Origin of the sequence: Bradyrhizobium sp. 87 (assembly GCF_023073015.1) — a bacterium.
GTDB classification, from domain to species: domain Bacteria; phylum Pseudomonadota; class Alphaproteobacteria; order Rhizobiales; family Xanthobacteraceae; genus Bradyrhizobium; species Bradyrhizobium canariense_D.
The window spans coordinates 18,533-42,398 of record NZ_JADPIQ010000030.1; the positions used below are offsets into that span (position 1 = coordinate 18,533).

The 23,866-nt window shown below is 61.6% G+C and carries 23 protein-coding genes and 3 pseudogenes; 11 read left to right on the top strand and 15 right to left on the bottom strand.

What is annotated here, in order from left to right; translation table 11 throughout:
- Position 1: 1 nt before the first annotated feature.
- The 4 genes from IVB50_RS08340 to IVB50_RS08355 are packed head-to-tail and all read right to left on the bottom strand — an operon-like array spanning position 2 to position 5,788.
- Positions 2-895, bottom strand: a complete 894-nt coding sequence (locus IVB50_RS08340) for an NAD(P)/FAD-dependent oxidoreductase (RefSeq protein ID WP_247295394.1) — start codon at positions 893-895, stop codon at positions 2-4.
- A 49-nt stretch (positions 896-944) separates the two neighbouring features.
- Positions 945-1,559 (bottom strand): TetR family transcriptional regulator, encoded by a 615-nt coding sequence (locus IVB50_RS08345; RefSeq protein ID WP_247808293.1) that lies wholly within the window; start codon positions 1,557-1,559, stop codon positions 945-947.
- A 15-nt stretch (positions 1,560-1,574) separates the two neighbouring features.
- Entirely contained in the window at positions 1,575-4,685 is a 3,111-nt protein-coding gene (locus IVB50_RS08350) for an efflux RND transporter permease subunit (RefSeq protein ID WP_247295399.1), read from the bottom strand.
- The gene (locus IVB50_RS08355; protein WP_247295457.1) at positions 4,685-5,788 is read right to left on the bottom strand and encodes an efflux RND transporter periplasmic adaptor subunit; all 1,104 of its coding nucleotides are present in this window, start codon (positions 5,786-5,788) and stop codon (positions 4,685-4,687) included. Before IVB50_RS08355 ends, IVB50_RS08350 begins: the two co-directional genes overlap by 1 nt.
- A 231-nt stretch (positions 5,789-6,019) precedes the next feature.
- Here IVB50_RS08355 and IVB50_RS08360 point away from each other — a divergent pair, with 231 nt between their 5' ends.
- The 4 genes from IVB50_RS08360 to IVB50_RS08375 all read left to right on the top strand — a co-directional run bounded on the left by IVB50_RS08360 (position 6,020) and on the right by IVB50_RS08375 (position 9,789).
- Positions 6,020-6,598, top strand: a complete 579-nt coding sequence (locus IVB50_RS08360; protein ID WP_247295401.1) for a TetR/AcrR family transcriptional regulator — start codon at positions 6,020-6,022, stop codon at positions 6,596-6,598.
- 74 nt (positions 6,599-6,672) lie between these two features.
- Entirely contained in the window at positions 6,673-7,473 is an 801-nt protein-coding gene (locus tag IVB50_RS08365) for an SDR family oxidoreductase (protein ID WP_247295403.1), read from the top strand.
- 316 nt (positions 7,474-7,789) lie between these two features.
- On the top strand, positions 7,790-8,737 hold the full coding sequence (locus IVB50_RS08370) for an alpha/beta hydrolase (protein ID WP_247295405.1): 948 nt from the start codon (positions 7,790-7,792) through the stop codon (positions 8,735-8,737).
- Positions 8,738-8,826: 89 nt separating this feature from the next.
- Positions 8,827-9,789, top strand: a complete 963-nt coding sequence (locus IVB50_RS08375) for an NAD(P)H-binding protein (RefSeq protein WP_247295407.1) — start codon at positions 8,827-8,829, stop codon at positions 9,787-9,789.
- Between the two features lie 29 nt (positions 9,790-9,818).
- On the opposite strand, the pseudogene IVB50_RS08380 reads toward IVB50_RS08375, so the two are convergent.
- Positions 9,819-10,160: pseudogene (locus IVB50_RS08380) on the bottom strand (hypothetical protein).
- Between the two features lie 323 nt (positions 10,161-10,483).
- Between IVB50_RS08380 and IVB50_RS08385 the strand changes: the two are divergent.
- On the top strand, positions 10,484-10,951 hold the full coding sequence (locus tag IVB50_RS08385) for a MarR family transcriptional regulator (protein WP_247295409.1): 468 nt from the start codon (positions 10,484-10,486) through the stop codon (positions 10,949-10,951).
- Positions 10,952-11,160: 209 nt separating this feature from the next.
- On the opposite strand, the pseudogene IVB50_RS08390 reads toward IVB50_RS08385, so the two are convergent.
- Together IVB50_RS08390 and IVB50_RS08395 are read right to left on the bottom strand one after the other, a co-directional pair.
- A pseudogene (locus IVB50_RS08390) lies at positions 11,161-11,362 on the bottom strand (hypothetical protein).
- Positions 11,363-11,765: 403 nt separating this feature from the next.
- Positions 11,766-11,969: pseudogene (locus IVB50_RS08395) on the bottom strand (hypothetical protein); the annotation flags it as partial.
- 561 nt (positions 11,970-12,530) lie between these two features.
- On the opposite strand from IVB50_RS08395, the gene IVB50_RS08400 reads away from it, so the two are divergent.
- Positions 12,531-12,731 (top strand): hypothetical protein, encoded by a 201-nt coding sequence (locus IVB50_RS08400; protein ID WP_018456175.1) that lies wholly within the window; start codon positions 12,531-12,533, stop codon positions 12,729-12,731.
- Between the two features lie 497 nt (positions 12,732-13,228).
- Here IVB50_RS08400 and IVB50_RS08405 read toward each other — a convergent pair whose 3' ends face one another.
- Positions 13,229-13,981, bottom strand: a complete 753-nt coding sequence (locus IVB50_RS08405; RefSeq protein ID WP_247295411.1) for a Crp/Fnr family transcriptional regulator — start codon at positions 13,979-13,981, stop codon at positions 13,229-13,231.
- Between the two features lie 323 nt (positions 13,982-14,304).
- Positions 14,305-15,036: a PRC-barrel domain-containing protein gene (locus tag IVB50_RS08410; RefSeq protein WP_247295412.1), complete on the bottom strand. Its 732-nt coding sequence runs from the start codon at positions 15,034-15,036 to the stop codon at positions 14,305-14,307.
- An 812-nt stretch (positions 15,037-15,848) separates the two neighbouring features.
- Between IVB50_RS08410 and IVB50_RS08420 the strand changes: the two genes are divergently transcribed.
- The gene (locus IVB50_RS08420) at positions 15,849-16,295 is read left to right on the top strand and encodes a hypothetical protein (protein WP_247295415.1); all 447 of its coding nucleotides are present in this window, start codon (positions 15,849-15,851) and stop codon (positions 16,293-16,295) included.
- A gap of 623 nt (positions 16,296-16,918) precedes the next feature.
- On the opposite strand, the gene IVB50_RS08425 is transcribed toward IVB50_RS08420, so the two are convergent.
- The gene (locus IVB50_RS08425) at positions 16,919-17,653 is read right to left on the bottom strand and encodes a sensor histidine kinase (protein WP_018455627.1); all 735 of its coding nucleotides are present in this window, start codon (positions 17,651-17,653) and stop codon (positions 16,919-16,921) included.
- A gap of 186 nt (positions 17,654-17,839) precedes the next feature.
- On the opposite strand from IVB50_RS08425, the gene IVB50_RS08430 reads away from it, so the two are divergent.
- Entirely contained in the window at positions 17,840-18,205 is a 366-nt protein-coding gene (locus tag IVB50_RS08430; protein ID WP_247295418.1) for a response regulator, read from the top strand.
- A 10-nt stretch (positions 18,206-18,215) separates the two neighbouring features.
- Here IVB50_RS08430 and IVB50_RS42655 read toward each other — a convergent pair whose 3' ends face one another.
- Entirely contained in the window at positions 18,216-18,560 is a 345-nt protein-coding gene (locus IVB50_RS42655) for a hypothetical protein (protein ID WP_346283330.1), read from the bottom strand.
- Positions 18,561-18,686: 126 nt separating this feature from the next.
- On the opposite strand from IVB50_RS42655, the gene IVB50_RS08435 reads away from it, so the two are divergent.
- The 3 genes from IVB50_RS08435 to IVB50_RS08445 all read left to right on the top strand — a co-directional run bounded on the left by IVB50_RS08435 (position 18,687) and on the right by IVB50_RS08445 (position 21,010).
- Positions 18,687-19,274 carry a L,D-transpeptidase gene (locus IVB50_RS08435; protein WP_346770954.1) on the top strand — a complete coding sequence of 196 codons (588 nt, stop codon included), beginning with the start codon at positions 18,687-18,689 and terminating at the stop codon, positions 19,272-19,274.
- Between the two features lie 125 nt (positions 19,275-19,399).
- Positions 19,400-19,819, top strand: a complete 420-nt coding sequence (locus tag IVB50_RS08440) for a CopG family transcriptional regulator (RefSeq protein ID WP_247295420.1) — start codon at positions 19,400-19,402, stop codon at positions 19,817-19,819.
- 3 nt (positions 19,820-19,822) lie between these two features.
- A complete protein-coding gene (locus IVB50_RS08445) occupies positions 19,823-21,010 on the top strand; it encodes a PHB depolymerase family esterase (protein ID WP_247295423.1) in 1,188 nt (395 codons plus the stop codon).
- Between the two features lie 22 nt (positions 21,011-21,032).
- Here IVB50_RS08445 and IVB50_RS08450 read toward each other — a convergent pair whose 3' ends face one another.
- The 4 genes from IVB50_RS08450 to IVB50_RS42390 form a co-directional block, all read right to left on the bottom strand.
- The gene (locus tag IVB50_RS08450) at positions 21,033-22,214 is read right to left on the bottom strand and encodes a PAS domain-containing sensor histidine kinase (RefSeq protein WP_247295424.1); all 1,182 of its coding nucleotides are present in this window, start codon (positions 22,212-22,214) and stop codon (positions 21,033-21,035) included.
- Entirely contained in the window at positions 22,215-23,003 is a 789-nt protein-coding gene (locus IVB50_RS08455) for an alpha/beta hydrolase (RefSeq protein WP_247295425.1), read from the bottom strand.
- An 86-nt stretch (positions 23,004-23,089) separates the two neighbouring features.
- Positions 23,090-23,395 carry a response regulator gene (locus tag IVB50_RS08460; RefSeq protein ID WP_247295426.1) on the bottom strand — a complete coding sequence of 102 codons (306 nt, stop codon included), beginning with the start codon at positions 23,393-23,395 and terminating at the stop codon, positions 23,090-23,092.
- 299 nt (positions 23,396-23,694) lie between these two features.
- Positions 23,695-23,826, bottom strand: a complete 132-nt coding sequence (locus tag IVB50_RS42390; protein WP_256464931.1) for a hypothetical protein — start codon at positions 23,824-23,826, stop codon at positions 23,695-23,697.
- Positions 23,827-23,866: the final 40 nt, after the last annotated feature.

Consider the following 23,866-nt stretch of genomic DNA (forward strand, 5'->3'; position numbering starts at 1 on the left):
CTCAAACCAGCATCGACTGCTGGGCGAAGATACCCGCCATCGCGCCTTGCCATGATGCCGTGGTGACCGAGGGCATGAGGGGGTTGGCGAGGTCGCCGGCGGCGTAGATGCCGGGCATGCTGGTTTGGCGGCGCTCGTCGACCTTGAGGGCGATGCCGCCGGGCGTATCCACCGTGGCGAGACCCAGTGATTCATGCAGGCTTGCGGACGGCTTGTTGCGCGGATGCGCGAACAGGATGTCGACCGCGACATCGGGGCCGGTATCGAGCTTGACGGTGGCGCTATGGCCCCCGTGATGGGCGATCCCGGTGATCCGGCCCTCGACGACAGGTATGTTGCGGCGCGCCAGGTCGGCCCGGATATCGGGCGGAATGTCGTGACCATCGGCGAAGAGCGTCAACCTGTCGGTCCAATCGTGGAACAGCCTGACCTGATTGTGCGACTGCGGGCCGGACCAGACGAGGCCCCAATGCTGGCCGGCGACTTCAAAGCCGTCGCAATAGGGGCAGGGCACGATGGACGTGCCCCAGCCTTCGGCAAAGCCCGGAACGTCAGGCATCTGGTCGGCGACGCCATAGCTCAGGATCAGGCGACGCGCCCCAATGCTTTCGCCGTCGGAAGTGAGGACGGAGAAATCGTCGATCGCGCCGGAGACGCTGTCGGCCCGGGCACTGACCAGCTTGATCATGGGATAACGCGCCAGCTGCTGCCGCGCCTCGGCCAGGATGTCCAGCGGCGGCTTGTGATCGTGGCCGAGCAGGCCATGCGAGTGGCCGGCAAAGCGGTTGCGCGGCAGGCCGGTATCGAGAACGGTGACCGTGCGGCGGGCACGGCCGAGCTGCAGGGCGCCGGCGAGACCGGCAAAGCTGCCGCCGATGATGATGACGTCATCCATGGTGATGGGCTCCGTGTTGTGGATGGAGGGGTTGAACGCAGCAGACCGCTCAGCCTGATTTGCCGAGTGCTTTCAGTATGAAACGAATCTGGTCGCGCAGGCCTGCTTCCGTGTCTTCGCCGTGTACAACGCAGTGCTCGATGAGAATGGGATGGAAGAATGGCATAAACGCGGATCTGACTGCTCGCGCCGCTTCCGCGGCATCTTCGACATCGAACTGGCCAGCTTGGGCGCCCCCGCGTATGATCGCCTCGAAGATCGTCTCCATCCGCTCGATATGCGCCTTGATGATCGGCCAGTTCTCCTGCGTGGCGGCGACGATCAGATCGTGCATGGGCTTCGCCGTGACCAACGTCATCTTGCTGTGGTGGTGAACAGTGCTCAGCAGTTCCTCGAGTTTCTCGGCGGCCGGCGCGTCCCTCCGTGCGATCGCAAAGGCGAAGTCGGCAAGCTCGTTCAATAGACGCCCGCAGATGGACTCGTCGATTGCATTCCGGGAGGGAAAGAACCGGTAGATGTTCGCCGGGCTCATGCCGAGCTCGGCGGCGATGTCGGCCACCGACGTCCTGTGGTGACCGACACGCCGAAAGCGCTCTTCCGCCGCTCCCAGGATCCGGGCGCGGGCCTCGTCGGACTCTCTTCCCGTTCGGACCGAACGATCCATTGGAGCAACAGCGCCTTATTCGGCAGCCAATGCCGGCTGCAGTTCCGGCCTCTTGGGTGAAACCTCATGCATGTCGTCTGCGGTCGGCTTGATCCGAAACCAGGCGGCATAGAGCGCAGGAAGGAACAGCAGGATCAGAACCGTTCCGACCGCGGTGCCGCCGATCAACGTATACGCCATCGATCCCCAGAAAACGGAATGCGTAAGAGGGATGAAGGCCAGCACCGCAGCCAATGCGGTCAGGATCACGGGTCTGGTGCGCTGCACCGTGGCCTCGATGACGGCGTGATAGTCGTCAAGGCCGGCGGCAAGGTTCTCCTTGATTTGGTCGGTCAAGATAAGTGTGTTGCGCATCAGGATGCCCGCGAGGCCTATCAGGCCCAGAATGGCGTTGAATCCGAAGGGCTGGTGAAAAATCAGCAACATCGGCACGACGCCGGCGAGGCCAAGCGGTCCGGTCAGCACGACCATGGCCATCATCGAGAAGGATCGCACCTGCAGCATGATGACGATCAGCATGGCGGCAATCATGACCGGAAAGATTGTCGCCAACGCGTCGTTGGCCTTGGTTGCCTCCTCGATCGATCCGCCCAACTCGATGCGATAACCGGCCGGAAGGGATGCGATCAGCGGCTGAAGGGCCGTCTTGATATCCTTGGAGACCTCCGGAGGCTGAGTCGCCTCATTGATGTCCGACCTGATCATGACGACGGGGGTGCGGTCGCGACGCTTCATGATCGGTTCTTCAAGCTGGACTTCCGAATGGCCGACCTGGTCTAGAGGAACGGCGCGGCCGTCTCGGCTCATCAATGAGAAATCCGCCAGTCGCGTCGGATCCAGCCGCTCGCCGCCGGCGCTGCGCGCCACGATGGGGACATTGCGAATGTCCTCGCGGACCTGTGTCACGGCGATGCCAGTGAGAAGGAACTGGAGTTGCCGGCCCACCTCCGCGGGAGACAGGCCGATGAGGTTCAGCCGATCCTGATCCGGGATGAAGCGGAGCACGGGCGTGCGATCACCCCAATCGCGATTCGCCTGGCGCACATCAGGAACGCCACGCATGATACCGAGCGCCTTTTCAGAGATCGCGTATAGTTGGGCGGGGTCAGGCCCCATGATCCGAAACTCGACGGGGAATGGCGTATAGGGTCCGAACACAAGCTGCGTCACGCGCACATTGGCCTCAGGCGCAAGCCCATCCGACACCGCCTGTCGCAGCCGATGCTTCAAGACCTCGCGCGCTTCCGCGTCCGGTGTCAGCACGACGATCTTTGCGAAGGCCGGATCGGGCAGCTCCGGCGCCATCGCGAAGAAGAAGCGCGGCGCACCCTGACCGACATAGCTCGTGACGATCTTGGCCTCCGACTGGCCTTCCAGCCAGCGTTCAAGCTTTGCGACGGTGGCGGTCGTCGTCCCGATGCTGGTGCCTTCCGGCAGACGAACTTCCACCAGCACTTCGGGGCGGTCGGACGTCGGGAAGAACTGCTGTTTGAGGCCACCCATGCCGGCGACGGAAAGCGCGAAAGCGACGGCGACGACGCCGCAGGTCACGAACTTGTGGCGCACGACGAAGGTAATGAGAGCGCGCAAGCGCCGATAGTTGGGCGTACCGTAAATCGCGTGGTGGCCGCCTTCGATCGGTTTGATAGCGGGCAGCATCTTGACGCCGAGATACGGCGTGAAGACCACCGCGACGATCCAGGAGACGATGAGGGCGAATCCCACGACCCAGAAGATGTTGCCGGCGTATTCCCCGGCCGTCGAGCGGGCGAAGCCCACCGGCAGGAAGCCTGCGATCGTCACCAGCGTTCCCGACAGCATCGGTGCCGCGGTGTGGCTCCATGCATACGCCGCCGCCGAGATGCGGTCCATGCCCTCTTCCATCTTCACCACCATCACCTCGATGGCGATGATGGCGTCGTCCACGAGAAGGCCCAGCGCCAGGATGAGGGCGCCCAGCGTAATGCGGTCGAAGAAACGGCCGGTCTCCAGCATGATGAGGAACACGACGGCAAGCGTCAGTGGGACGGCAGCCGCGACAACGATGCCGACGCGCCAGCCGAGGCTGAGTAGGCTCACCAGCAGCACCACGCCGAGCGCCATCGCGAACTTCATCATGAATTCGTTCACCGATGAGGAGATGTTGACGGCCTGGTCGCTGACCTTTGCCAACGTCATCCCGAGTGGCAGTGTCCGGGAGATCGCTGCGGACCTCTCCTCCAGCGCCTTGCCGAGCGCGAGACCATTCCAGCCCTCCTGCATGACCGCTGCGAGCATGATGGTGGGCTCGCCCTGGTGCCGGATCAGGTAGGTGGGAGGATCCTCGTAGCCGCGACGGACTTCGGCGATGTCGGAAAGCTTCAGCGTTCGCCCGGCTGCGACAATCGGAGTGTCGGCGATCGCCTGGACGCTGTCATAGGCCCCCTCGACCCGGATGAAGACCTGCGGCCCCTTGGTATCGATGGAGCCCGCCGGTGTGACCGTGTTCTGCCGCTGCAAGGCGGCAACGATATCCGTTGCCGATACGCCGAGGGTCGCCAGTTTGGGATAGGAGAACTCGACGAATATCTGCTCGGGGCGTTCACCGAGGATGTTGATCTTCTTGACGCCGGGCACGTGCAGAAGATCCTGACGAATGGTCTCGGCTTGCCTGGCGAGCTCCCGCATCGGCATGCCCTTGGCCTTGAGCGCATAAAGGGCGAAGCTGACGTCCGAATATTCGTCGTTGATGAAGGGGCCGAGCACACCGGGGGGCAGCTTGCGGGCTTCATCGCCCAGCTTCTTGCGGGCCTGATAGAATTCCTCCTGCACGCTCGATGGCGGTGTGTTGTCCTTCAGCGTCACGGTCATGTACGCATAACCCGGCCGTGTGGTCGTCTCCACCCGGTCGTACCAGGTCAGCTCCTGGATCCGCTTTTCCAGCGGTTCGGCGACCTGGTCCTGCATCTCGCGTGCGGTCGCACCCGGCCACACGGTCGTGACCGTCAGGGTCTTGATGGTGAAGGAGGGATCCTCGGCCCGTCCGAGCATGAAGAAGGCGTAGGCGCCCGCGGCTGCCAGCAAAAGCAAGAAGAACAGCGTTGCGGCCCGTTCACGGACTGCGATCGCCGAAAGATTGAAGCTCATCAGTTGCTCCTGTCTTGAGAGGCTGTCCTGACGTGAGCGTCCTCCTGCAGGAGGTGTGCGCCCAGAGAGACAACCCGATCACCGGAGTTCAGGCCGGAGATAACGGCATTTTCGCTGGTCACACGCACAAGCTTGATGGTCTGAAAGCGGACCGTCGAGGTGCCGCCGTCGAACACCCAAACGCCGGTCTTTCTGCCGTCGTCGAGCACGGCTCCCAGCGGCACCTGAACTTCCGGCTGGCTCCCCTGGCTTGCAAGCCGAATGGTGATCGTCGCGCCAAGCGGTGCCGCCGCGGCCTCACCGCCGAGCACGTAGCGGGCCTCATAAGTGCGGGTCTGGATATCGGCGGAATCCGACAACTGCCGCAGATGCGCAGTAAACCGCCCATCGCTCCCATACAGGCTCGCCTCAGCGAGCGAGCCGATCGCCGGCCGGATCGTTTCGGGGAGCGCCACCACAGCTTCGCGAGGACCGGACTGCGCGACCCGAACGACCGCTTGGCCGGCGGAGACAACTTGTCCCGGCTCGCCCAGCGTTTGGGTGACCGTACCATCCGCATCGGCCACCAGGACCGAATAGGTCGCCTGGTTCTCGGCAACCCCGGCGTCGGCTTCCGCCGCGGCAAGCTGCGCTTTGGCTGTATCCGACGCGGCCTTCGCCTGCTCGTAGCGCTGCTTGGAAGTCCATCCGTCGCTGACCAGGTTGGCGTATCGCCGCTCATCGGCGTCGGTCTGAACGACAGCTGCACGCGCAGCGGCGACGGCGTTGCGCTTCGCTGCGAGCGCCAGGCGGAGGTCGGTTTCGTCGATCCGCATCAGCGGCTGCCCGGATTTGACCTGCTCACCGACACTCACGAGCCGCTCGACGATCTTACCGGCGACGCGAAAACCGAGATTGCTTTCCACCCTCGCCCCGATGGTGCCGGTGAAACCGCGTTCGGATCCGCCGACCGGCGCGGCCATCGCGAGACGGACCATTGGGGACTCTTGCCTGGGGTCACCGACCGCAGAGGCTTCCCGGGGCGGGATCCCGAGGGCAACGAAGGTCGCCACCCCGGCCGAGATCAAAATACCGGCCAAAACCGCAAAACCCCGCATCCTCATGTCAATCTCCCAATTTAGATTTCGTCCGAACTCTGTATTCTGTTTAGATTTCGAACGCAATCTAAAAAGGAAGGGAGACAAAGAAAATGTGATTCCGGGGCCTCGGGCGACGTAAGAGCGCCGGCTGAAGCCCTCCACCAAGAGATTCGGCGTTGGGGCCCCTTGATAGATTGCGCTCGGCTTCTATATTATCGTATTAGAGTTCAAATGCAATCTAAGTTGGAGGTGCCAATGCGAGTCAGTCGCGTTCAGGCCGCGGAGAACCGCAAAACCGTGATCAATGTGGCAAGTCGCCTCTTCAGGGAGCGCGGCTTCGATGGCATCGGGCTCAAGGATCTGATGGAAGGGGCGGGGCTAACCCAAGGCGCCTTCTACAAGCAATTCGCGTCAAAAGAGGATTTGGCTGTCGAGGCGTCCAGGCGAGCATTGGAGAGCGCGTCGGGCCGATGGTCGGACGCGGCTGCTCAGAATCCCGATGATCCGCTGAGCGCGGTGATCGGGTTTTACCTCAGCGGCGACCATCGCGGAGAAAAGATGGACGGCTGCCCCATCGTGGCACTCGGCTCAGACGCTGCCCGACAGGGCCCCGAGGTGAAGGCCGAATTCGAAGCAGGAATCAAGGCGCATCTCGACGTGCTCGACCGCTTTCTCGCCGGGGCCGGCGACGAGGCCTCCCGCAGCAAGGCCATGGCCATTCTCGCGACGATGGTTGGCGCGGTGACGCTATCGCGCGTGATCAACGATCCTGATCTGGCGCAGGCCGTTCTGGATGCCGCGGCGAAACAGGTTCGCGGCGCCGCCGCAGCTTGAAAGGATGGGCCAGTGTTTCTGATTGAGATCTGGCCGAGCCCCATTCGCTGACCAACTAGATGAGGACGAGAACGATGTCGAATGAAGCAATGAACAGCTTCGCCGGAAAATGGGCGCTGGTGACGGGAGCGTCGAGTGGCCTCGGTCTTGAATTCGCAGGTCTCCTGGCGGCGCAGAAAGTCAATCTCGTCTTGGCGGCTCGACGGCGGGAGTGGATGGAAAAGCTTGCCTCCGATCTCCGCAGCAAATACGGGGTGGATGTGCTCGTCGAGGCCATCAATCTTGCCGCGCCGAGCGCGGCCAGCCGCCTGAAAAGCAGTCTCGACGCGAGGTCGGTGACGATCGACATCTTAGTGAACAATGCCGGATTCGGCTTGCACGGCTATTTTTTGGACACGCCGATCGAGCAGACCGCGAACATGATCCAGCTCAACATCACGACGCTCACAGAGCTGACCTATCTTTTCGGCCGCGACATGGCTCAGCGGCGATCCGGACATATCCTTCTCATCGCCAGCCTCCTGGCCTTCCAGGCCGTTCCCAGCTATGCGGCCTATGCGGCGACCAAGGCTTATGTGCTGGCTTTTGGCGAGGCTCTGCATGACGAACTCCGCCCGCATGGTGTGGTCGTGACCAGTCTCTGCCCAGGGCACACCGCGACGGGGTTCGATGCGGCAGCCGGCGCAACCACATCGGCCATGCTGCGGCTCCTCACCATGAAGCCGCGTCCGGTTGCCGAGAGCGGCGTTCGGGCGCTCTCGCAAGGAAAGGCCATGGTGATCCCTGGCCTGGCGAACAACATGGCTGCCTTTTCAAATCGCCTGACGCCGCGATCGATGCAAAGGGCCACGATGAAAAGAATCATGGACGCTTGACGCGTGGAGCGGTTGCGGCGCTGTGGAAAAGCGTAGGCCTCTGTCGAGCACCCGTCCGAGCTGGCTCGCCTGACATTGGCGGCAGCGCATCCACGAGGCGGAGCGACTTGACGCAACGCGCGTCTTCCTCATTACCAGTCGGACCCTGAACTCCAACACCGACGAGATCGAGAAGATCAGGCACTCCGTAAGACGAAGCCGATATCGTCGATCTGCTGCGAATGGCCGCGTAGCAGTGGCGCCTCGCTCGTGGGGCCTCTAGTCGGGAAGCGCGCGCTCGCTAGTTCAGACAGGCTCTACGAAGGAAAACCCGAGCATGAACGCCTCCGCTTCAATGACCCAACAACGGCACGCCGATAGTCCAGGGCGCTCGCGGGAGAACTCTCTGGCGAGCGGCCATATCCGCAACCGCACGGTTCACGCCAACGGGCTCGATTTCCCGATTCTGGAGGCTGGACATGGTCCCCTCGTGCTCTGCCTGCACGGCTTTCCCGATCATGCGCAGAGTTGGATCCCCTTTCTCGATCGTCTCGAGCGAGAAGGATATTGGGCGGTGGCGCCGGCGCTCCGTGGATATTGGGTCGGCGGCGCTGCACCGGACGGGTCGTACCGCGCCTTGGCAACAGGTCAGGACGTACTAGCGCTCATCGAATCGCTTGGAGCTGAGCAAGCCGTTCTCGTCGGCCATGATTTGGGCGCACGTGCAGCCTACGCTGCGGCAAGCCTCGATGCGGGACGCGTCCGCAAGCTTGTCGGGCTGGCCGTGCCCTATGGAAAGGGACTGGCGTCGGCGTTCGTTGCCGACGGTGATCAGCAGCGACGAAGCTGGTACATGTTCTTCTTCCAGACACGTCTGGCCGAGATCGCCGTTCAGCTGAACGACTTTGCATTCCTCGACCGCCTGTGGCGGGAATGGTCACCGGGCTATGTGCTGCCAGCTCCGGCTCGATCTTCACTCAACGAGGCCTTTGCCCAGCCCGGCGTCCTCACGCAGACTCTGGCCTATTATCGGCAGTTGTTCGCCCCGCCATCGGACGCGGCAGCGCAAGCTCTCGAGGCTCTCGCGACTGGCCCAATTACGGTCCCGTCGCTCTATCTTCATGGGGCAGACGACGGCTGCATCTCCGCCCAGCTTAGCGAAGGCATGGAGGCGGCGTTCACGAATGGTCTCGAGCGTGTCGTGATGCCTGAAGTCGGGCACTTTCTCCATCTTGAACAACCCGATGCCGTCTTCGACCACATCCTCCGCTTCATAAGAACGTAGCTGATCCCGCGCGCGAGGATCGGACCTGTCCACGAACCACTCGGTCACTCCGCCAACAGGACAAATCGATGTCGAAGCGGCCCCCAATATTGATCACCGGTGCCGGTGGCGAGGTTGGCTCCATAGGCAGGACGACGATCAAGATGCTGCTGTCGCAGCAATATCCGGTGCGCGCCTTCGTCAGGAGGGAGGACGAGCGGGCTGAGGCGCTTCGACAGGCCGGAGTCGAGGTATTCGTCGGCGATCTTCTTGATGTGGCCGATGTCGCGGCTGCCCTGAAAGGTTGTCGCCGGATCTACTTCAGCATGAGCTTGAACCCCTACTATAGCGACGCGACCATCCTGATGGCCGCCGCTGCGCGTGCGGAAGGCGGCATCGAGGTTTTCGTGAACATCTCGGAGTTCGAGCAGACCTTCATGACGTTCGATCGAATGACCGCCGAGCGGGAGGCGCGAATAGCCTGGCTGGGCGGATCTGTCGCCGAGTGGTCGCCGCAACAGCGGGCACATTGGGCGTCGGAGCAGGCGCTGCAATGGTCCGGTCTCCCGGTCGTCAACATCCGAGCAACGATGTTCGCCGAGAACCCGATCCTTTCCTGGTTTCCGCTCAAGCAATTGCTGAGCGCGGGCGAACTTCATCTGCCGTTTGGCACGCAGAAGATCGCGCCAATCGCTGCCTATGACGTTGCGGAAGTTTGCGCCAAAATCCTGACCGACCCGCCGTCGCACATATCAATGTCGTATGCGCTCACGGGACCGGTGTTGAAGGACATGCACGGGTTTGCTGAGGACTACGGCGCCGCGCTGGGGCGCCAGGTTTCGTACGTACCCCAGGACCTGGACGCCTGGATCGGCACATACATCGACGGGGCTCTGGCATCTCGCAATCCGCACATTGCGGACCACCTGAAAGCCATCACCCGCCTGGTCGCAGGCGGACGTTATGACGTTGTCACCGACGAGCTCGAGCGATTGCTTGGGCGCGCTCCAAAGACCGTCCAATGGGCTCTCGAACACAATCCGCGTATCCGCAAAGCACTGGAGGGCGCATGATCGGCGTGACTGCGGCTCGAGCCCACATGTCACATCATGGTGCCCGGCAAAAAGCAGCGCACCCGCGGGTGGCCATCAATGTAGTAGTTCCAAACCATAGTCCGCCCGACCTTGTTAGGCTGTGTGATCACGGCCCCGTCCGGCACCATCACCCACTCACTGTTGATGCGCACACGATAGTGGCCGTGGTCGGATTCCCAGTCGACATCCGCGACGAAGTATCCATCCGCATCCGAGCAGCACTGCCCAAAGTCGCTGGACAGGCTTTCGAATCAAGCCTTCAGTGGTGAGCCGGTGTAGCGCCCATCGTCACGCGCCAGCGCGGACGTAGCCAGCATGATCAGGCCCAGCGACAAGCCCATGCGGTTCATAGCGCGCAGCCCGGGTGTCCAGCCATGTACAAATCCACGTGGCGCACGAGAGCTCTGAGCTTGGAGACCTGTCGGATCAGCAGCTCGCATACGCATGATCGACAGTCCCTGCGGCATCCGAGATCAAGACAGGAAAATCCATATCTCCTCCTCCGGAGCCCCCGGCGAGCCGAGGCGGCGTCGGGCACAAATAGGGGCATATCAAACTATATTGGATATACAGCAGGAGAAGCCCTCGTTCAACTGGTCTCTCGGATCCCGCCGCTCTGGAACTATCGACAGCAAACACGCGCGGGTGATATCTTGCGCATCGGAGGGGATCGATGACGCGAGCAGCTATAGGAGCATCGAATTTCGTTGATGACCCGGCGCGCTGTAACTGCAATCAGGTCCGCCGCGCAGCCCGTCGTCTCTCGCGCTACTATGACCTCGCCCTCGCCCCGAGTGGGCTCAAAGCGACGCAATATGGTCTGTTGAGTTATCTGGTGACGTCGGGGCCAATGACGATGGCGCGTCTCGCCAAGCTGATGTCCATGGACCGCGCCACCACAGGCCATAACCTCAGACCGCTGGTGCGTGACGGTTTCGTTGAGATTTCAGTCGGCGAAACTGACCGGCGGGAACGGATCGTTACCGTCACAAAGCTGGGTCACAGAACGCATACCAGAGCCCTGGCCGCATGGCGGCGCGCGCAGACCGCCTTTGAAAAGGCCGTGGGCGAACGTGAGGCCTCTGATCTCCGCGATTTGATGAACCGAATCGTTGACCTTCCTCTTCCCGACCCTGAGTAGATCGCATGTTCCAGTGCGGCGCTCGACCTCGCTCTCGGCCTTGCGGGACGCGTCCCGCTCGCGGCAGAGATCGTCGACCTTCGCCCGCATCCTCAAGATTTCGGCCGAGGCGGTCGCGACGCCGGCCCGCTGCAGCATCTGGATCTGGCGCTCCTGGGCGCGGAGTTGTCCGCGCATGCGGGCGATCTCGTTCCGGATCCGATCGAGTTTCATAGGGTGCTGAGATGGTCCGGCACGTCACTTCCGGATCAGCCTGGCTTCGCTGAAGTCGCCGCTGGACGGGTCGCCTGTCCGCGAGAAAGCGATCGCGCCGGCATGGCCCGGCTTGCGGGACGGTGCCTCGGCCCGCATGACCGCAGCGTTGGCGCTCAAGCATTCCGCGCGGCAGAGCCACAAAAGTAACGTACTCAATCACGCTCACGTATTCGGCGACGTCGCTCGCACCTTGCAGAATGTCGCGGAGCAGATCGTCGGAATTTCTGGCCATCAGAAAACCGCGCACTTTTCGGGAGTGTCGGTGCAGTTGGACCCTGTTGCGGGCTCGCGCAGCGGCTGCCGGGGGCGAGCGCTCCTGATGGAGGCGCCGTGTTCCACGGGCGCCTCCCCAACCCCGTTCCAAGCCGCTAGGATCGAGTTCAGGGCGGAATGCGATGCGGCACCCGCTTACGACCTCAAATCTTCGCTGGTGAGGCCAGAACCACCGGCTGGGCGAGCATGGTCCTCGGGAGACGCCCGTCGGCGGCTCTCTTGGCGCGCTGCGGCTCGATCGGGGGCGCGCTGCGCCGCCATCGAGAATGCCAAGTGGCGCGCGCGTCTCCCCGGGTCCGGAGAAGATCGATGCAGGCGGCGTCGTGCGCGGCACCGGCAGCGGCCGTTCGGTCGCTCCCCGTCCTGCGGCGCCGCCCTTGGAGTCGTACCGCTTGGCGAGATCGAGGAGACGACGCCGGGTGAACGGATCAGCCTTCTCGGCCATACCGCGGACCCGTTGGGCCAGACCTCGGTAGAACTCCTGCTCCATGACACGCCCCTCAACATCACTGCCCAGAGTTGAGTGCTCTGCGGCCGCGGAGTCAAGAAGGCCGCAATAGTGCGTGAACGCGACCAGGATTTCATCGGCCTGCTTGAGCCTCCGCTGTCGGCTGAACTAGAGTGCCGTCACAGGGGGAAATAGATGGCCATGCTCCATCCGGTCCGGAAGGCGTGCCCCGCGTGCGGCAAGCCGATGAAAGCTGTACCCGACGAGGCTTCGGAAAAGCGCCCGCGGTACGTCTGCACCACTTGCAACGACGACCCTCTGCGCGACCCCAACGTCCTCAAATGGGCGCACAGCCGGCTGCGCCCTCCGGAGCCATAGTTCTTTGCGTTCCGAGCACGGGTTTGGCCGGATGCCGTTGATGCGGCGGGCCCGCGCGAATGCAAGGCCTGCGTGGCTCCGCCCTCAAGCCCCCCAGCCCCCAAAAGGCGGGCCACGCTCAATCCTCTCCGTCCTTCCGCAGAATTTTTCCTTCTCCCTAACTTGCGTGAATCCCAGGCTGGGCGGGTTCAGGCAGGATGCTGGCTTCGCTGGGAGAGACCTCCAATGTTCGATGCTGAAACAACCGCGCTTTTGCGCGCGGTCCTCGAAGATGTGTGCGAGAGCGTGTCTTGCTACGAGACCGCTGCCCGCACGCACGTGGCCTCCATGATCCTCGAAGCCGCGAGCAAGGGCGAGACCTCGGTCGACGGGCTTAAGCAGATCGGCAGGAGTGCACTTCGCGGGGCGCCAATCGTGTGGAATTGACTGCTTCCAGGTGAGGGGCTTCGGGATCCGCCCAAAAGCAGAGGAGCGCCTAAGCCCGAAGTAGGCCGCATACTTATAGCCGCGCTGAACTCACGTTGCGGATGAGGTCCGCTCTGCTCTGATCGGGGGCAGTACGGCACTTCACCGGACGTCGGAGTGGGGCCAACAGATGGCGTTAGCGAGCGCGTCGCTGCCATCGTCACGGAGCCAGCACCAGCGCAGGCAATCAGTTGGACCGACGGATGCGCGAAGAGTTGGTGTCAGCGGCTATAACCCTATCGTAGGCCTCGAGGGCAAGGTCCAGTTCAAACGGGCACTTCTCGCACGGGCCCACAAGCGGCAGTGGTTTGCCAGTCGGCTTGCGACAAAAGGGCAGCAACCGCGTGTTGTTCGGACCGGCAGCTTACGCGGCGCTAACCTGCGCGCTTCATGACCCTCCCGAGCTGCAGAGGTGTTCTTATCACTTACCGGCACTCCGGCCGTGAGTCAGTATTTTTCTATGACCCAAAGCCAGCTTTGGTGATCTTTGATCCTAGGATTGGGTTTAGCTCATGTAAATATTCAGGGGTGAACTCGGCTACAGCTTGCAGTTCGTCGGCGCGGAGCAGAGTAACGGTGTGGTTTTCCCATTCGATGAGGCCCAAACCCCTGAGTTCCTGGATCGTCCTGTTCACGTGAACTATCGAAAGCCCACATGCATCGGCAACATCTTGCTGGGTGAGCGGGATCCGGAAGCTGCCGTTGTCCGCCAGCCCAACGAATTCCATGCGAGTGGTAAGCTCGCAAAGAAGATGCGCGAGTCGACCTAAGGCTTGGCGCGCTCCGAGATTCTCAACCCATTCGCGATAGATGGCAGCCTGTATCAGCGTTTCGCGCCAAAAAGCGTGAGTAAGGCCGAGAGATTCGTTCATGATCTCTCTGAGAGATGAATGGGGCACAGCGGCTATGGTCGAATTGCCCATGCTGCAAAGATCACAATCCGCGATCGGCAGATGCAAGGTGGGCAGGTCGGGCATGTCCCCAGCCAGGTAGAACGACGAGATCTGATTTCGATCATTCACCACTCTTTGCCGAGCTAGGAAGCCGTCGATCACAACGATGCAGCTGCTAGGCTTGTCTCCCTCGCGCACCGCGTATTCGCCATCAGCCAGGGACTTCATCCTGTATGGTATGCGCGCGAGTCTAACCTTATCTCGTTCGAATAGATCGCCGACTGCCTGTAGGCGCGCTATTAGCTTGCGGTGCGGCATGATCACTCCCTTGCACATGCAGGCGGGAGCGCGATCTCTCTCAGCCACCGACGCCTACGGACAAAGCCTCGGCCGGTGATGCTTCAGTAGAGCATGAAACTCGCCAGCGTTCTAGATTTTTCGGTAACGAAGATCGCGCCTCGCGCGCCGGCCAAATGGAGCAGCGTTGCACTCAGGAGCAAATCTGGCCGCCATGCCTGCGCCGCGTCCCAATCCGTTGCACCGACTGCCACTGTAGCCCTTCCGCGCTCCTCAGCCCGACCAATGGCCGGGTGAGTTGGGGCTGTGCGGCATCAGCGGTCCATCTACAAATTGACCACGACCTAGGGCTTTCCAAAAAATGCATCGTTGTGGATACGCCAGGCTTGATCAGAGAGCCACTTGTAGTCTTGATCAGGCATCACAGGCACCGTTTTCATGACCTCTTTTGCAATAGGAAGAAAGAAGCTGGATCGATCCTGCGTCACCTTAAGAGATCGGATCGGCACCACAATGCTGTCCTTGCCGGTAGTGAAAAAACCTCCCGACGCGACAATCGCATAGTCCGTTCCATCTTTGGTGCCGAACACGATGTTCCGCACCTCGCCAACGATCTTGTCATCGGAGCTGCGAACTTCCGCCCCAATCATCTCGTCGGTCCTCAAGCCGGGCGTAAGTTGGTCGATCTTCATCAACGGCTTGGCGCCTTTTTTGTCCCTGCTCCCTGACGATGCCCCGCGCCTGGCTTTGGGTTCGCTATCAGCCATTTGCTTATCGGCCGCCTCTTCATCATTGTCTCCAAGGGACCCCATGGGTGGTCCGGCGATAAGTTCGCGAATGTTGGCGAGGAGACGCTCACAGTCTTCGTGACGCCCATAGGACCGCAGCGTAAAGGCGGCATCCCTCAAACTCCGGAGGTCGCGCACGGCCTGAGTGTTGGCTGGGCCTCGGAGGCGTGGATTTAGCTGAATAGCCTCTTCAAGCCCTGCGTCGGCAATCTGGCACTCAGCGCGCGCCTGGTTGGCGCCAGCCACTGCTATCATTGCGGCCATGAACGTAATTCTGACGGTATTCATAGCAATCTACCTCTTGGCGCTCGGGGTTGTTCTTCACGCCGCGCTGGTAAGCTCACGGATCGGGTCGACAATCTGCTCGGGCTGGTACGGCTTCGGGATAAATGTCGCCCTCGCCACCCCGCCGGATAAGCACGTTTATCGCGCGCTTGATCCCATGTTCGGCGAGAAGTTTCGGCGTTCGGAAGACGAATCACTTGCTCCAAATGGTTGGACATCCCCGATTGACCTGTCTGATAGGCAAAGGCGCCGGGCGATCCAATATCGGCACCGAGAGTCACATGATCTACAGTCCCAGCCGGCCAGCCGATCCCGGCACGCACGATCAAACGCCTTTCAGCAGGGAGATATTCGAGAACCTTGGCGTATGAGCATCCCAGAGCGCGGGCACTGAGTTCGACCGGCTCTGTAGTGTAGCGGCACCAAAATCCTTGAGGATAGCCTGTTTGGGTAGCATCTTCGCAGAGACGATGGCCATACACGATGGCCAGAACGCACCGTACCAACTGCCTGAGCGATGACACTCAACAACTCTCCTGCCCCCTCTTGGTTCCCCCATCGCAATCAGCCGCGTGGATCGGAAGCCGCAAACCCCGACGACGCCAAACCAACGGGCAGCGCGTTCGTCTCCTCAACACTTTGATTTGCCGCCTCATACAAATAGACACGGGCACACCCGTTCGCAGGACTAGCTAATCACGTAGCAGCCGAGCGGCATCCCTACCAGCTCCGATGCGTCCGGATCCGCTGGTGCCGCCGATAAGCCGTAGTCCTATGAAACACATGGATCAGGGACGAGCTCGATTGGAACAAGAATGAACGCCGAGCAGCTGGCTGAAAAATTCCGACAGAAATTATCCGCAGCGGTCGCCGAAAAAGAGAGGCAGGCGATCATCGCCGCAGAAAACAAGGACAAGCGGACCGCCGATATCGAGCACTGCAAGCAGGCGATGGAGCGCGAAGTCATACCTTTTCTGGAGGAGCTGAAGCATCATTTCGGGGAAGAGCAGTTCTCCTTCGCTCCGCAGATTGAGCGCAACGACCACCGTCCAGTCGGGGTTTCTTTCACAATCGGCAATGGTCCTCCGACCAGCATCTCAACTGCATTCGGCAACATCGTCGTAACTCGCATCGGTGACAGCGGAACTAAGAAGGGTATCCCTTTCGTTTTTACCCCTGAGGTTGAGCCCTACATTTCTAACTCCGGTGATCTGACGCGTGCCAAGATAGCGAAGCTGGTCGAGATGGTGATTGAGGAGTAAAGGACTGCCAACACAGCCTGAACGGTAAGATCTCCATCGGCAACGGCCGTCGCGATATCCGAGTTTGAAGACATGTCCGATTCCAGCACTGATTCCGATCAAGAGCGGCGCATCCGAGAGCGGGCCTACCATCTTTGGGCACTCGAGGGGCGCCAAGAGGGGCGAGCCGAAGAATACTGGCATCGGGCTATAGAGCAGCTGGAGGCCGACACACACGCGGCCTATCCGCCGGTTGCTTCCAGGGGACACCGGACTTGATCTCCTCGGCGCCGATGTCAGGCCGGGCAGCGAGCCCACCATAACCGGTGTCGTCCTGCCCGCATGAAGACGCGCCGCCGTTCTGGCCGATCGCGGGGCTGTTACGTCCGCCGTACCGAACTGAACTCGTGTTGCTTGATGGTCCAGCAGGATGGCCGCCGTGTGCGACAATGGGCACCGCGCGGCAAGACGATGCAGGCTTTGGGTGCCAGCTCCGTGTTCGCTTGACCTGTGGATGCGCGCCGTGGGGAAGGCATGATCGGAGCGGCTGCTTTCAGCGCCACGGGCAACCGGATGCTGGGCGACTTCACCGGCGCTGTTTCGCTGCGAGCGTTTGGGGACGAGTCGAGCGGTCCAACCACGCTCTAGTCGACTACCGCAATAATGGTTTCTTGAAGGGAGCTTAGGGGAATGTTGATGTCGCAAACGACTCCGGTCGACTCGAACAGCAATCGAGCTTCGCCTTTAAGCTGACCGGGCAAAGCCGTCTGAATGAAACGGCTACCAAAATTCTTTTTGGCTGGTTCGACAACCGGCGGTCCACCGCGTTCGCGCCATTCGAGATGAAAGCGTTGGTTTTCCGCGTCAATCGACCAAGTGATGGCGACCCGTCCCTCAGCAACTGAGAGCGCGCCATATTTCAACGCATTGGTGCTTAGCTCGTGAATTATCATAGACAACGCGACCGCAGGTCCTGAAGACACGGCGACGTTGTTCCCCTCAATAGTGAATTGCTCGAAGCCTTTGGTCTGAAATGCTTTGATCGCGTTCTCGATCAGCGTTCGGCAACCCGCCCCGGTCCAGCTTTCTTGGATCAAGAGATCATGAGATACGCCGAGCGCGCTCATCCGCTCGGCGATGGTCTTGGCCGCCGCGTCAATAGATGAAGCATCGCGTAGGCTTTGAGCCGCAATCGCGGATGCAATCGCGAGCATGTTCTTTACGCGATGGTGGAGTTCCCCGATAAGAACGGTTTGTAGTTTTGCGGCAGCCACGTGGGCGTTGGCTTCAACGCCTGCCTTCAAAAGGAGCTCGCGAAGCACGTCGTTTTCGTTCTCAACTTCTCGCATGCGCTGATCGGCCCCGCTTGAAGCATTCATTCCATGTCACTCCGGCGAACGGTACTTGGACGACAATATCCGACAAACTTCAATAGATCCAAGGTTGGTCTATATTCGGGGGCCGACGGAACCCTTCCATCATCAAGCGGTTAGCATGCATCATCGCATCATTGCAGGCATCCCGGTGATTGGAGCCCTTTAGAGGCTCACGCCATGGGAGGGGTCATGCAGTCACGGCTCGTGGTGCTTGTCGTTGAAGATGAGCCATTGTTGATGATGATGGCTGCTGAGGTAATTACCGAGTTAGGCTTCGAGGTCATCGAAGCGCGGCACGCTGACCAAGCAATCGCCATTTTGGAAAAGCGCTCGGACGTCCACGTTGTGTTTTCCGACGTTCACATGCCCGGCTCGATGGATGGTTTGAAGTTGGCGTATTACGTTCGCCGCCGCTGGCCACCGGTCAAAATCCTCACCACATCGGGGAAGGCCCGGTTTGCCGTAGAGGAACTGCCAAGTGGCGGGCGGTTCATGCCCAAACCCTACACCGCGGCTGACCTTGGGACCGCTCTGCGCGAAATCGTCGCAGCGTAGCGGTAGCCAGTCACCAACGCAGCCGAACATCTGTACCCTCTCTTGGAACTCGACAGCGGCTCAAACCGGATCCACCGGCGCCACCGCAAGGCAGGCTGCATGCGTCCTCCGGATGCATTTTCATCGGCCTTGTGCTGGCGGGCGTCACGAGTTCGGCGCTTGCCGCCGAAATGAAGCCGGCCGCGATCGACGCGGCCGAGCCCTCGACGAAGACCCTGTCCAACGAGAAGCCGACCCCGGCGGGGGTCCGGTTGCGGGTCCTGCTGGAGCGGGCGCACTTCTCGCCAGGCGAGATCGACAGAAGGTTCGGGGAGAACGCGAAGAAGCACTGCGGGCCTTCGAAGAGGCGCAGCAATTGCCGGTCTCCGAGACCTCAACGCCGGTGTTTGGGGAAAGCTTGCTGCGGACGGCCGCCGGGTGACGATGAACTACACCACCGCGGGAGCCGTTTCTCAAGAAGTTGCCTGCGAAGATGGAGGACGTGAAGGACATTCCGAAGCTGTCCTACGGCAGCCCGCGCGAAGGCTTGGCCGAGAAGTTTCACATGAGCGAGGATCTGCTGTCCGCCCTGAATCCGGGAAGGCACTTCGACCGCGCCGGCGAGGCCATCGTCGTGATCGACTCCGGAGCCGAGCAGACTTCAGAGAAGGCGGCCAAGGTCGAAGTCAACAAGAGCCGGCAGACGGTCAAGCTGTTCGACAAGTCGAACGCGCTGATAGGATTCCACCCCGCGACGATCGGCAGTGAGGAGAAACCATCCCCCTCCGGCACCTTGAAGGTGACGGAGATCGATCGCAATCCGACCTACCGCTACAATCCGGCTTACCATCTCAAGGGCGTTCACTCCCGCAAGCCGTTCACCATCAGGCCGGGCCCGAACAATCCGGTCGGCTCGATGTGGATCAATCTCTCCGGCGACGGTTACGGGATCCACGGCACGCCGTTCCCGGGAAAAGTTTCCAAGTCGGAATCGCACGGCTGCGTCCGGCTCACGAATTGGGATGCCGAGCGTGTCGCGGAACGCCTCTCCAAGGGCACGCCGGTGGAATTCGTCGACCGCGTGAAATGACCCCCTCGACGACTCTGTTTACGTAGCGCCAACAGTCCAGAGGCCAGCCGCCCCCCTTGAACTACGCCACAAAGCATCCATTTAGCATCCACCGGCCATCCAACTGGATGGTGAAAGGATGTTGCATGGCCGAGAATCTGCGCGAGCTGCGACCCAAAACTTCCGACACCGAGAAGATCACGATCAACCTTGGCTATGTCGATCTCGGTCACGTCGATCTCATGGTGCAGGAGGGGTTCTATTCCAATCGGACCGATTTCATTCGGACCGCCATCCGGAACCAGCTCGAACGTCATGCAGACGTCGTGAGGCACTCCACGGCCCGGAAGAGCCTGGACCTCGGTCTGCGCAGTTACACCCGCGAAGATCTCGAAGCGGCGCGGCGCGCCGGCGAGATGCTGCAGATCAACGTCTTGGGCTTGGCCACCATCGCGCAGGACGTCACTCCCGAGTTGGCCCGCGCCACCATCGTGTCGGTGTCGGTGCTTGGGGCGCTTCACGCCACTCCCGCGGTCAAGGCCGCTCTCGCCGACAGAACGAGGTGAACGATGCTGAATCAAGACATGGTCCGCGAAGCCACGCGCCTCACCCGTGCCGGCCAACTGGTCGAAGCCACCGCACTCCTGCAGCGCATGCTTCAGGGCGGCAGCAGCCCAGTACCGACGTCTCGCAGCGACGCTCAGGCTCCGCTCGCGCGGCTCGAGCCGCCAACCATCGATGCCAAGGCCGACGTCGTTGAGAGGGGGGAAAGCCGGCCGACGCAGCCTCGCCCTGTTCAAGGACGCAAACGCACCGCGTCGCTCGATGGCACGAGGAAGTTTTCTGGGTTCGGCCTGGAAGGTCCGATCGGTCGCGCTCCGCCGTCAACGTCGGATATCATGCCCGAGAACACCCAGTTCATCGCCGGTACCTTCAGCAACGCAGCGGGAAGCCGGACTTACAAGCTGTTCATCCCGAGCCGCTCTCAGGGAAAACAGCTCCCCCTGATCGTCATGCTCCATGGTTGCACCCAGTCGCCGGACGATTTCGCCGCCGGCACCCGGATGAACTTCATGGCAGAGGAGCGGAATTGCTTCGTCGTCTATCCCGAGCAGCCGAGCGGAGCCAATCAGTCGAAGTGCTGGAACTGGTTTCGGACGGGCGACCAGCGCCGCGGCGGAGGCGAGCCGTCTATGATCGCCGGCATCACCCGCCAGGTCATGCGGGACCATGCGATCGATCCGAAGCGCGTCTACGTCGCAGGCTTGTCGGCCGGCGGGGCCGCCGCCGCCATCATGGGCGCGACGTATCCCGACCTTTACGCTGCCGTCGGTGTTCATTCGGGCTTGGCGTGCGGCGCCGCGAGCGATCTTCCCTCTGCGTTCGCCGCCATGCGGCAGGGAGGCGAGTCCAAGGCAATTACCAACGGCAAAACTTCTGTGCCGACCATCGTTTTCCATGGCGATCGCGACACGACGGTCCATCCAAAGAATGGCGATCAGATCATCGAGCAGTCGGCCGGAGCGACGAGACCGACGAGCAAGGTGCTTCGCGGACGCGTACCCGACGGCCATGGCTATACTCGCACCGTTCTGATCGACGGGGGCGGTCGGGCGATCTCCGAACACTGGAACGTCGACGGCGCCGGACACGCGTGGTCGGGCGGCAGTCCCGCAGGGTCCTATACCGATGCTCAGGGGCCGGATGCGACGAGGGAAATGCTGCGCTTCTTCCTCGAGCATTCGCTCGCTGGGTAGGCGGACCTCGCCCGCGCTCAGATCAACCGGCATGTCCCCGAACTCGCGTGCTGGGACTGGGCCGCAGCGATCCGTCGCCTTCGAGTGGCATCCGGAACATGAACCTGGTCTCGGTCTCGGACGAATCCACTTCGATCGTGCCACCGTGCGCCTTGGCGATTTCGGCTGCGATATAGAGACCCAGCCCAAGTCCCTGCGAAGGCCCGTGCGCCTCTCCGCGGTAGAATGGCTGAAACAGGCGCTTGCGCGCGTCTTCCGAAATGGCCGCGCCTGCGTTGGCGACTGAGAGTTCGAACAGCTCTGCTTTGGCGCTCGCCTCGACCCGCACGGGGCGGTCAGGCGCGCCGTGGCTAATCGCGTTGCCGAGAAGGTTTGAGAACAACTGGGCGATGCGGGCCGGATCGCAAAAGACGGGTGACTCAACCTCGAATATGGTTTCGATGCCGCGATCCGGATGGGCGGTGGCCAACTCCGCCACGACCTGATCGAGCACGGGCTCAATTGCGGTCATAGCCTTGGAGAGCGTGATGCCTCCGCCAAGGCGGCCTCGCGCCAGGTCCATGACGCTCTCGATCATCTTGGCCATCCGGCCCACGCTGCTCTGCATCATGGACTCGAGGCGAAGCGCGTCTTCCGAAGTCTTGGCCTTGAGCATCAGCCGTGCGCCGGCCGCAATCGATGCGAGGGGATTGCGCAGGTCGTGACCAAGCACAGCGATGAACTGCTCGCGCAGTTCTGCGTTTGCACGCTCCTGCTGAAGGCGCTCCTCCAGCGCCGTCTTGAGCTCGTCGCTTTCCTTGCGCGCGTCGATCAGCCCGCGCTCATAGCGGCGCCGGTCCGCCGCGCGCATGATCGTCAGGCGGGTGAACAGAAGCGCGTCCGTGTCGGTCCGCCGCTCGCGGGCGTTGGCGATGGCCGGCAGCCGAGCCCCGGTCTTCGTGAGGAGATCGAGCGCGAATTCATCGAAGAAGCCCTGCATCCGAAGCAGCGGCGCGACATGGGTCTCGAGGAATATGCGTCCCGCGTTGTTGAGCAAGTCGCTCAGCCGCATCCCGGGAAGGTCATCGGGTGGGTAGCCCATCCAGTCCGCAAGGGTCCGATTGGCCCGGTCGATGCGGCCGTCAGGACGAACGGAGAGGTAGCCGCAGGGTGCGTTTTCGTAGAGGTCTTCGAAATCGCTGTCGGCAGGATGATTGTTGTTCACTCAGACGAAATCTCGAATTGCGGCGACGACTTCTTCGGGCGCGCTCAGATTGGGACAGTGGCCGGTCGCCTTCAGCACGACCATTTTGCTGTTCGAAATGTTGCGCTGGACGTACGCACCCACCTGTTGTCCGGCGATAATGTCTTCGCTGCACTGGAGGATCAGTGTGCGCGCTTTGACCTTGGCCAAGTCGGCGCGGTTGTCGGAGAGGAAGGTGACCCGGGCAAATTCCTTGGCGATGGCGGGGTCAGTACGGCAGAAGCTGTTGGTTAATTCCTCGCCAAGTTCAGGACGGTCGGGGTTGCCCATGATGGCAGGCGCCATCTGCGCCGACCACCCCATGTGGTTCTCCTCCAGAAACGAAAGAAGCTCCTCGATCTGCTGGGCGCTGAAGCCGCCGACATAGTCGCCGTCGTCGATGTACCGCGCCGAGGGCCCCACCAGCACGAGGCTATCGAACAGTTCCGGATCCTTGATCGCAGCAAGCACTCCGATCATCGCGCTGACCGAATGCCCGATGAAGACCGCGCCGTTGAGCCCGAGCGCGTGGCCGATCTCCACGACGTCCTCCGCATAGCCGGACAATGTGGAATACTTCCGGCGGTCGTAAGCACTGAGGTCCGACCGGCCGGCTCCGACGTGGTCGAACAGCACCGTGCTGAATTCCGCCTCGAAGGCCGGCGCCACGAAGCGCCACATGTTCTGATCGCATCCGAAACCATGGGCGAACATCATGGCACGCTCGCCGCGGCCACGGACCTGCACGTTGTTGCGGAATTCGACTGACACCCTATTCTCCTTCGCTTCAGGCGATTATCATTCTTTGGACAAGCCCAGGGTCAACTTGACGGGAACCTTTTGAAGCCGGCAGGTGATTAGGACTTCCCGATCAGGAGATCCGACAAGGCCTCGACCAACTGCGCCGGCGCGAAGGGCTTGGACAGCATAACGCTGCGCGCTACGCCGTTCGAGGTCCACCGATGGGCGCTATCGCCAGAGACGTAGAGGATCCCGCAGCCCGGATCATGCTGGCCTGCGAGACGGGCGAGCGTCCAGCCGTCCATCCTGGTGCGGCCAAGATTGATGTCGGTGATGAGAGCTCGCGGTAGCGGCGCCCCACCGAGCAGATCGGCGGCCTCCTCGCCGGATGCGGCGCTTACGACGCCGTAACCCGCCTCCATCAAGGCCTCCTCAAGCACTCGCGGAGAAGATCTTCATCCACGACAAGAAGAATGATCGATCTTTCGGCGGCGTCTTGGGAATTGCTCAGCTGCATCCTCGCGCATCTCTCATTTCCGAAAGACATGACCTTGAAAGAAGCTTCACTTAACCCGGCAAGTCGAAACCGTCGGGAACCCTCGAGGGCAGCGAGAAACGGCTTGCAGCGTTCCCTTGTTTCGATGGCCGCGGTCAATTGGCTATTCGTTGTAAGGTGGCTCACGAGTGGGTCCTTGAAAGCTACTGCTCTCAGCATCCCATGTCACACCCTTTTGTCGAGCACGTGGCGGGCCCGAGCCGTCAGTTCATTGATCGTGAACGGTTTTGCGATCAGTTCCACCCCGCGCTCAACCACCCCGGTATGGACGACCGCTTCCCGCGTGTGGCCCGACATGAGGAGTACCTTCGAACGGGCCAGCGACGTCGCGCTTCCG

What these genes read in the sequence shown, in the direction of transcription:
- IVB50_RS08340 (WP_247295394.1), bottom strand. Translation starts at nt 895, where the DNA reads ATGGATGACGTCATCATCATCGGCGGCAGCTTTGCCGGTCTCGCCGGC.
- IVB50_RS08345 (WP_247808293.1), bottom strand. Translation starts at nt 1,559, where the DNA reads ATGGATCGTTCGGTCCGAACGGGAAGAGAGTCCGACGAGGCCCGCGCC.
- IVB50_RS08350 (WP_247295399.1), bottom strand. Translation starts at nt 4,685, where the DNA reads ATGAGCTTCAATCTTTCGGCGATCGCAGTCCGTGAACGGGCCGCAACG.
- IVB50_RS08355 (WP_247295457.1), bottom strand. Translation starts at nt 5,788, where the DNA reads ATGAGGATGCGGGGTTTTGCGGTTTTGGCCGGTATTTTGATCTCGGCC.
- IVB50_RS08360 (WP_247295401.1), top strand. Translation starts at nt 6,020, where the DNA reads ATGCGAGTCAGTCGCGTTCAGGCCGCGGAGAACCGCAAAACCGTGATC.
- IVB50_RS08365 (WP_247295403.1), top strand. Translation starts at nt 6,673, where the DNA reads ATGTCGAATGAAGCAATGAACAGCTTCGCCGGAAAATGGGCGCTGGTG.
- IVB50_RS08370 (WP_247295405.1), top strand. Translation starts at nt 7,790, where the DNA reads ATGAACGCCTCCGCTTCAATGACCCAACAACGGCACGCCGATAGTCCA.
- IVB50_RS08385 (WP_247295409.1), top strand. Translation starts at nt 10,484, where the DNA reads ATGACGCGAGCAGCTATAGGAGCATCGAATTTCGTTGATGACCCGGCG.
- IVB50_RS08400 (WP_018456175.1), top strand. Translation starts at nt 12,531, where the DNA reads ATGTTCGATGCTGAAACAACCGCGCTTTTGCGCGCGGTCCTCGAAGAT.
- IVB50_RS08405 (WP_247295411.1), bottom strand. Translation starts at nt 13,981, where the DNA reads ATGCCGCACCGCAAGCTAATAGCGCGCCTACAGGCAGTCGGCGATCTA.
- IVB50_RS08410 (WP_247295412.1), bottom strand. Translation starts at nt 15,036, where the DNA reads ATGAATACCGTCAGAATTACGTTCATGGCCGCAATGATAGCAGTGGCT.
- IVB50_RS08420 (WP_247295415.1), top strand. Translation starts at nt 15,849, where the DNA reads ATGAACGCCGAGCAGCTGGCTGAAAAATTCCGACAGAAATTATCCGCA.
- IVB50_RS08425 (WP_018455627.1), bottom strand. Translation starts at nt 17,653, where the DNA reads ATGAATGCTTCAAGCGGGGCCGATCAGCGCATGCGAGAAGTTGAGAAC.
- IVB50_RS08430 (WP_247295418.1), top strand. Translation starts at nt 17,840, where the DNA reads ATGCAGTCACGGCTCGTGGTGCTTGTCGTTGAAGATGAGCCATTGTTG.
- IVB50_RS08440 (WP_247295420.1), top strand. Translation starts at nt 19,400, where the DNA reads ATGGCCGAGAATCTGCGCGAGCTGCGACCCAAAACTTCCGACACCGAG.
- IVB50_RS08445 (WP_247295423.1), top strand. Translation starts at nt 19,823, where the DNA reads ATGCTGAATCAAGACATGGTCCGCGAAGCCACGCGCCTCACCCGTGCC.
- IVB50_RS08460 (WP_247295426.1), bottom strand. Translation starts at nt 23,395, where the DNA reads ATGGAGGCGGGTTACGGCGTCGTAAGCGCCGCATCCGGCGAGGAGGCC.
- IVB50_RS42390 (WP_256464931.1), bottom strand. Translation starts at nt 23,826, where the DNA reads ATGTCGGGCCACACGCGGGAAGCGGTCGTCCATACCGGGGTGGTTGAG.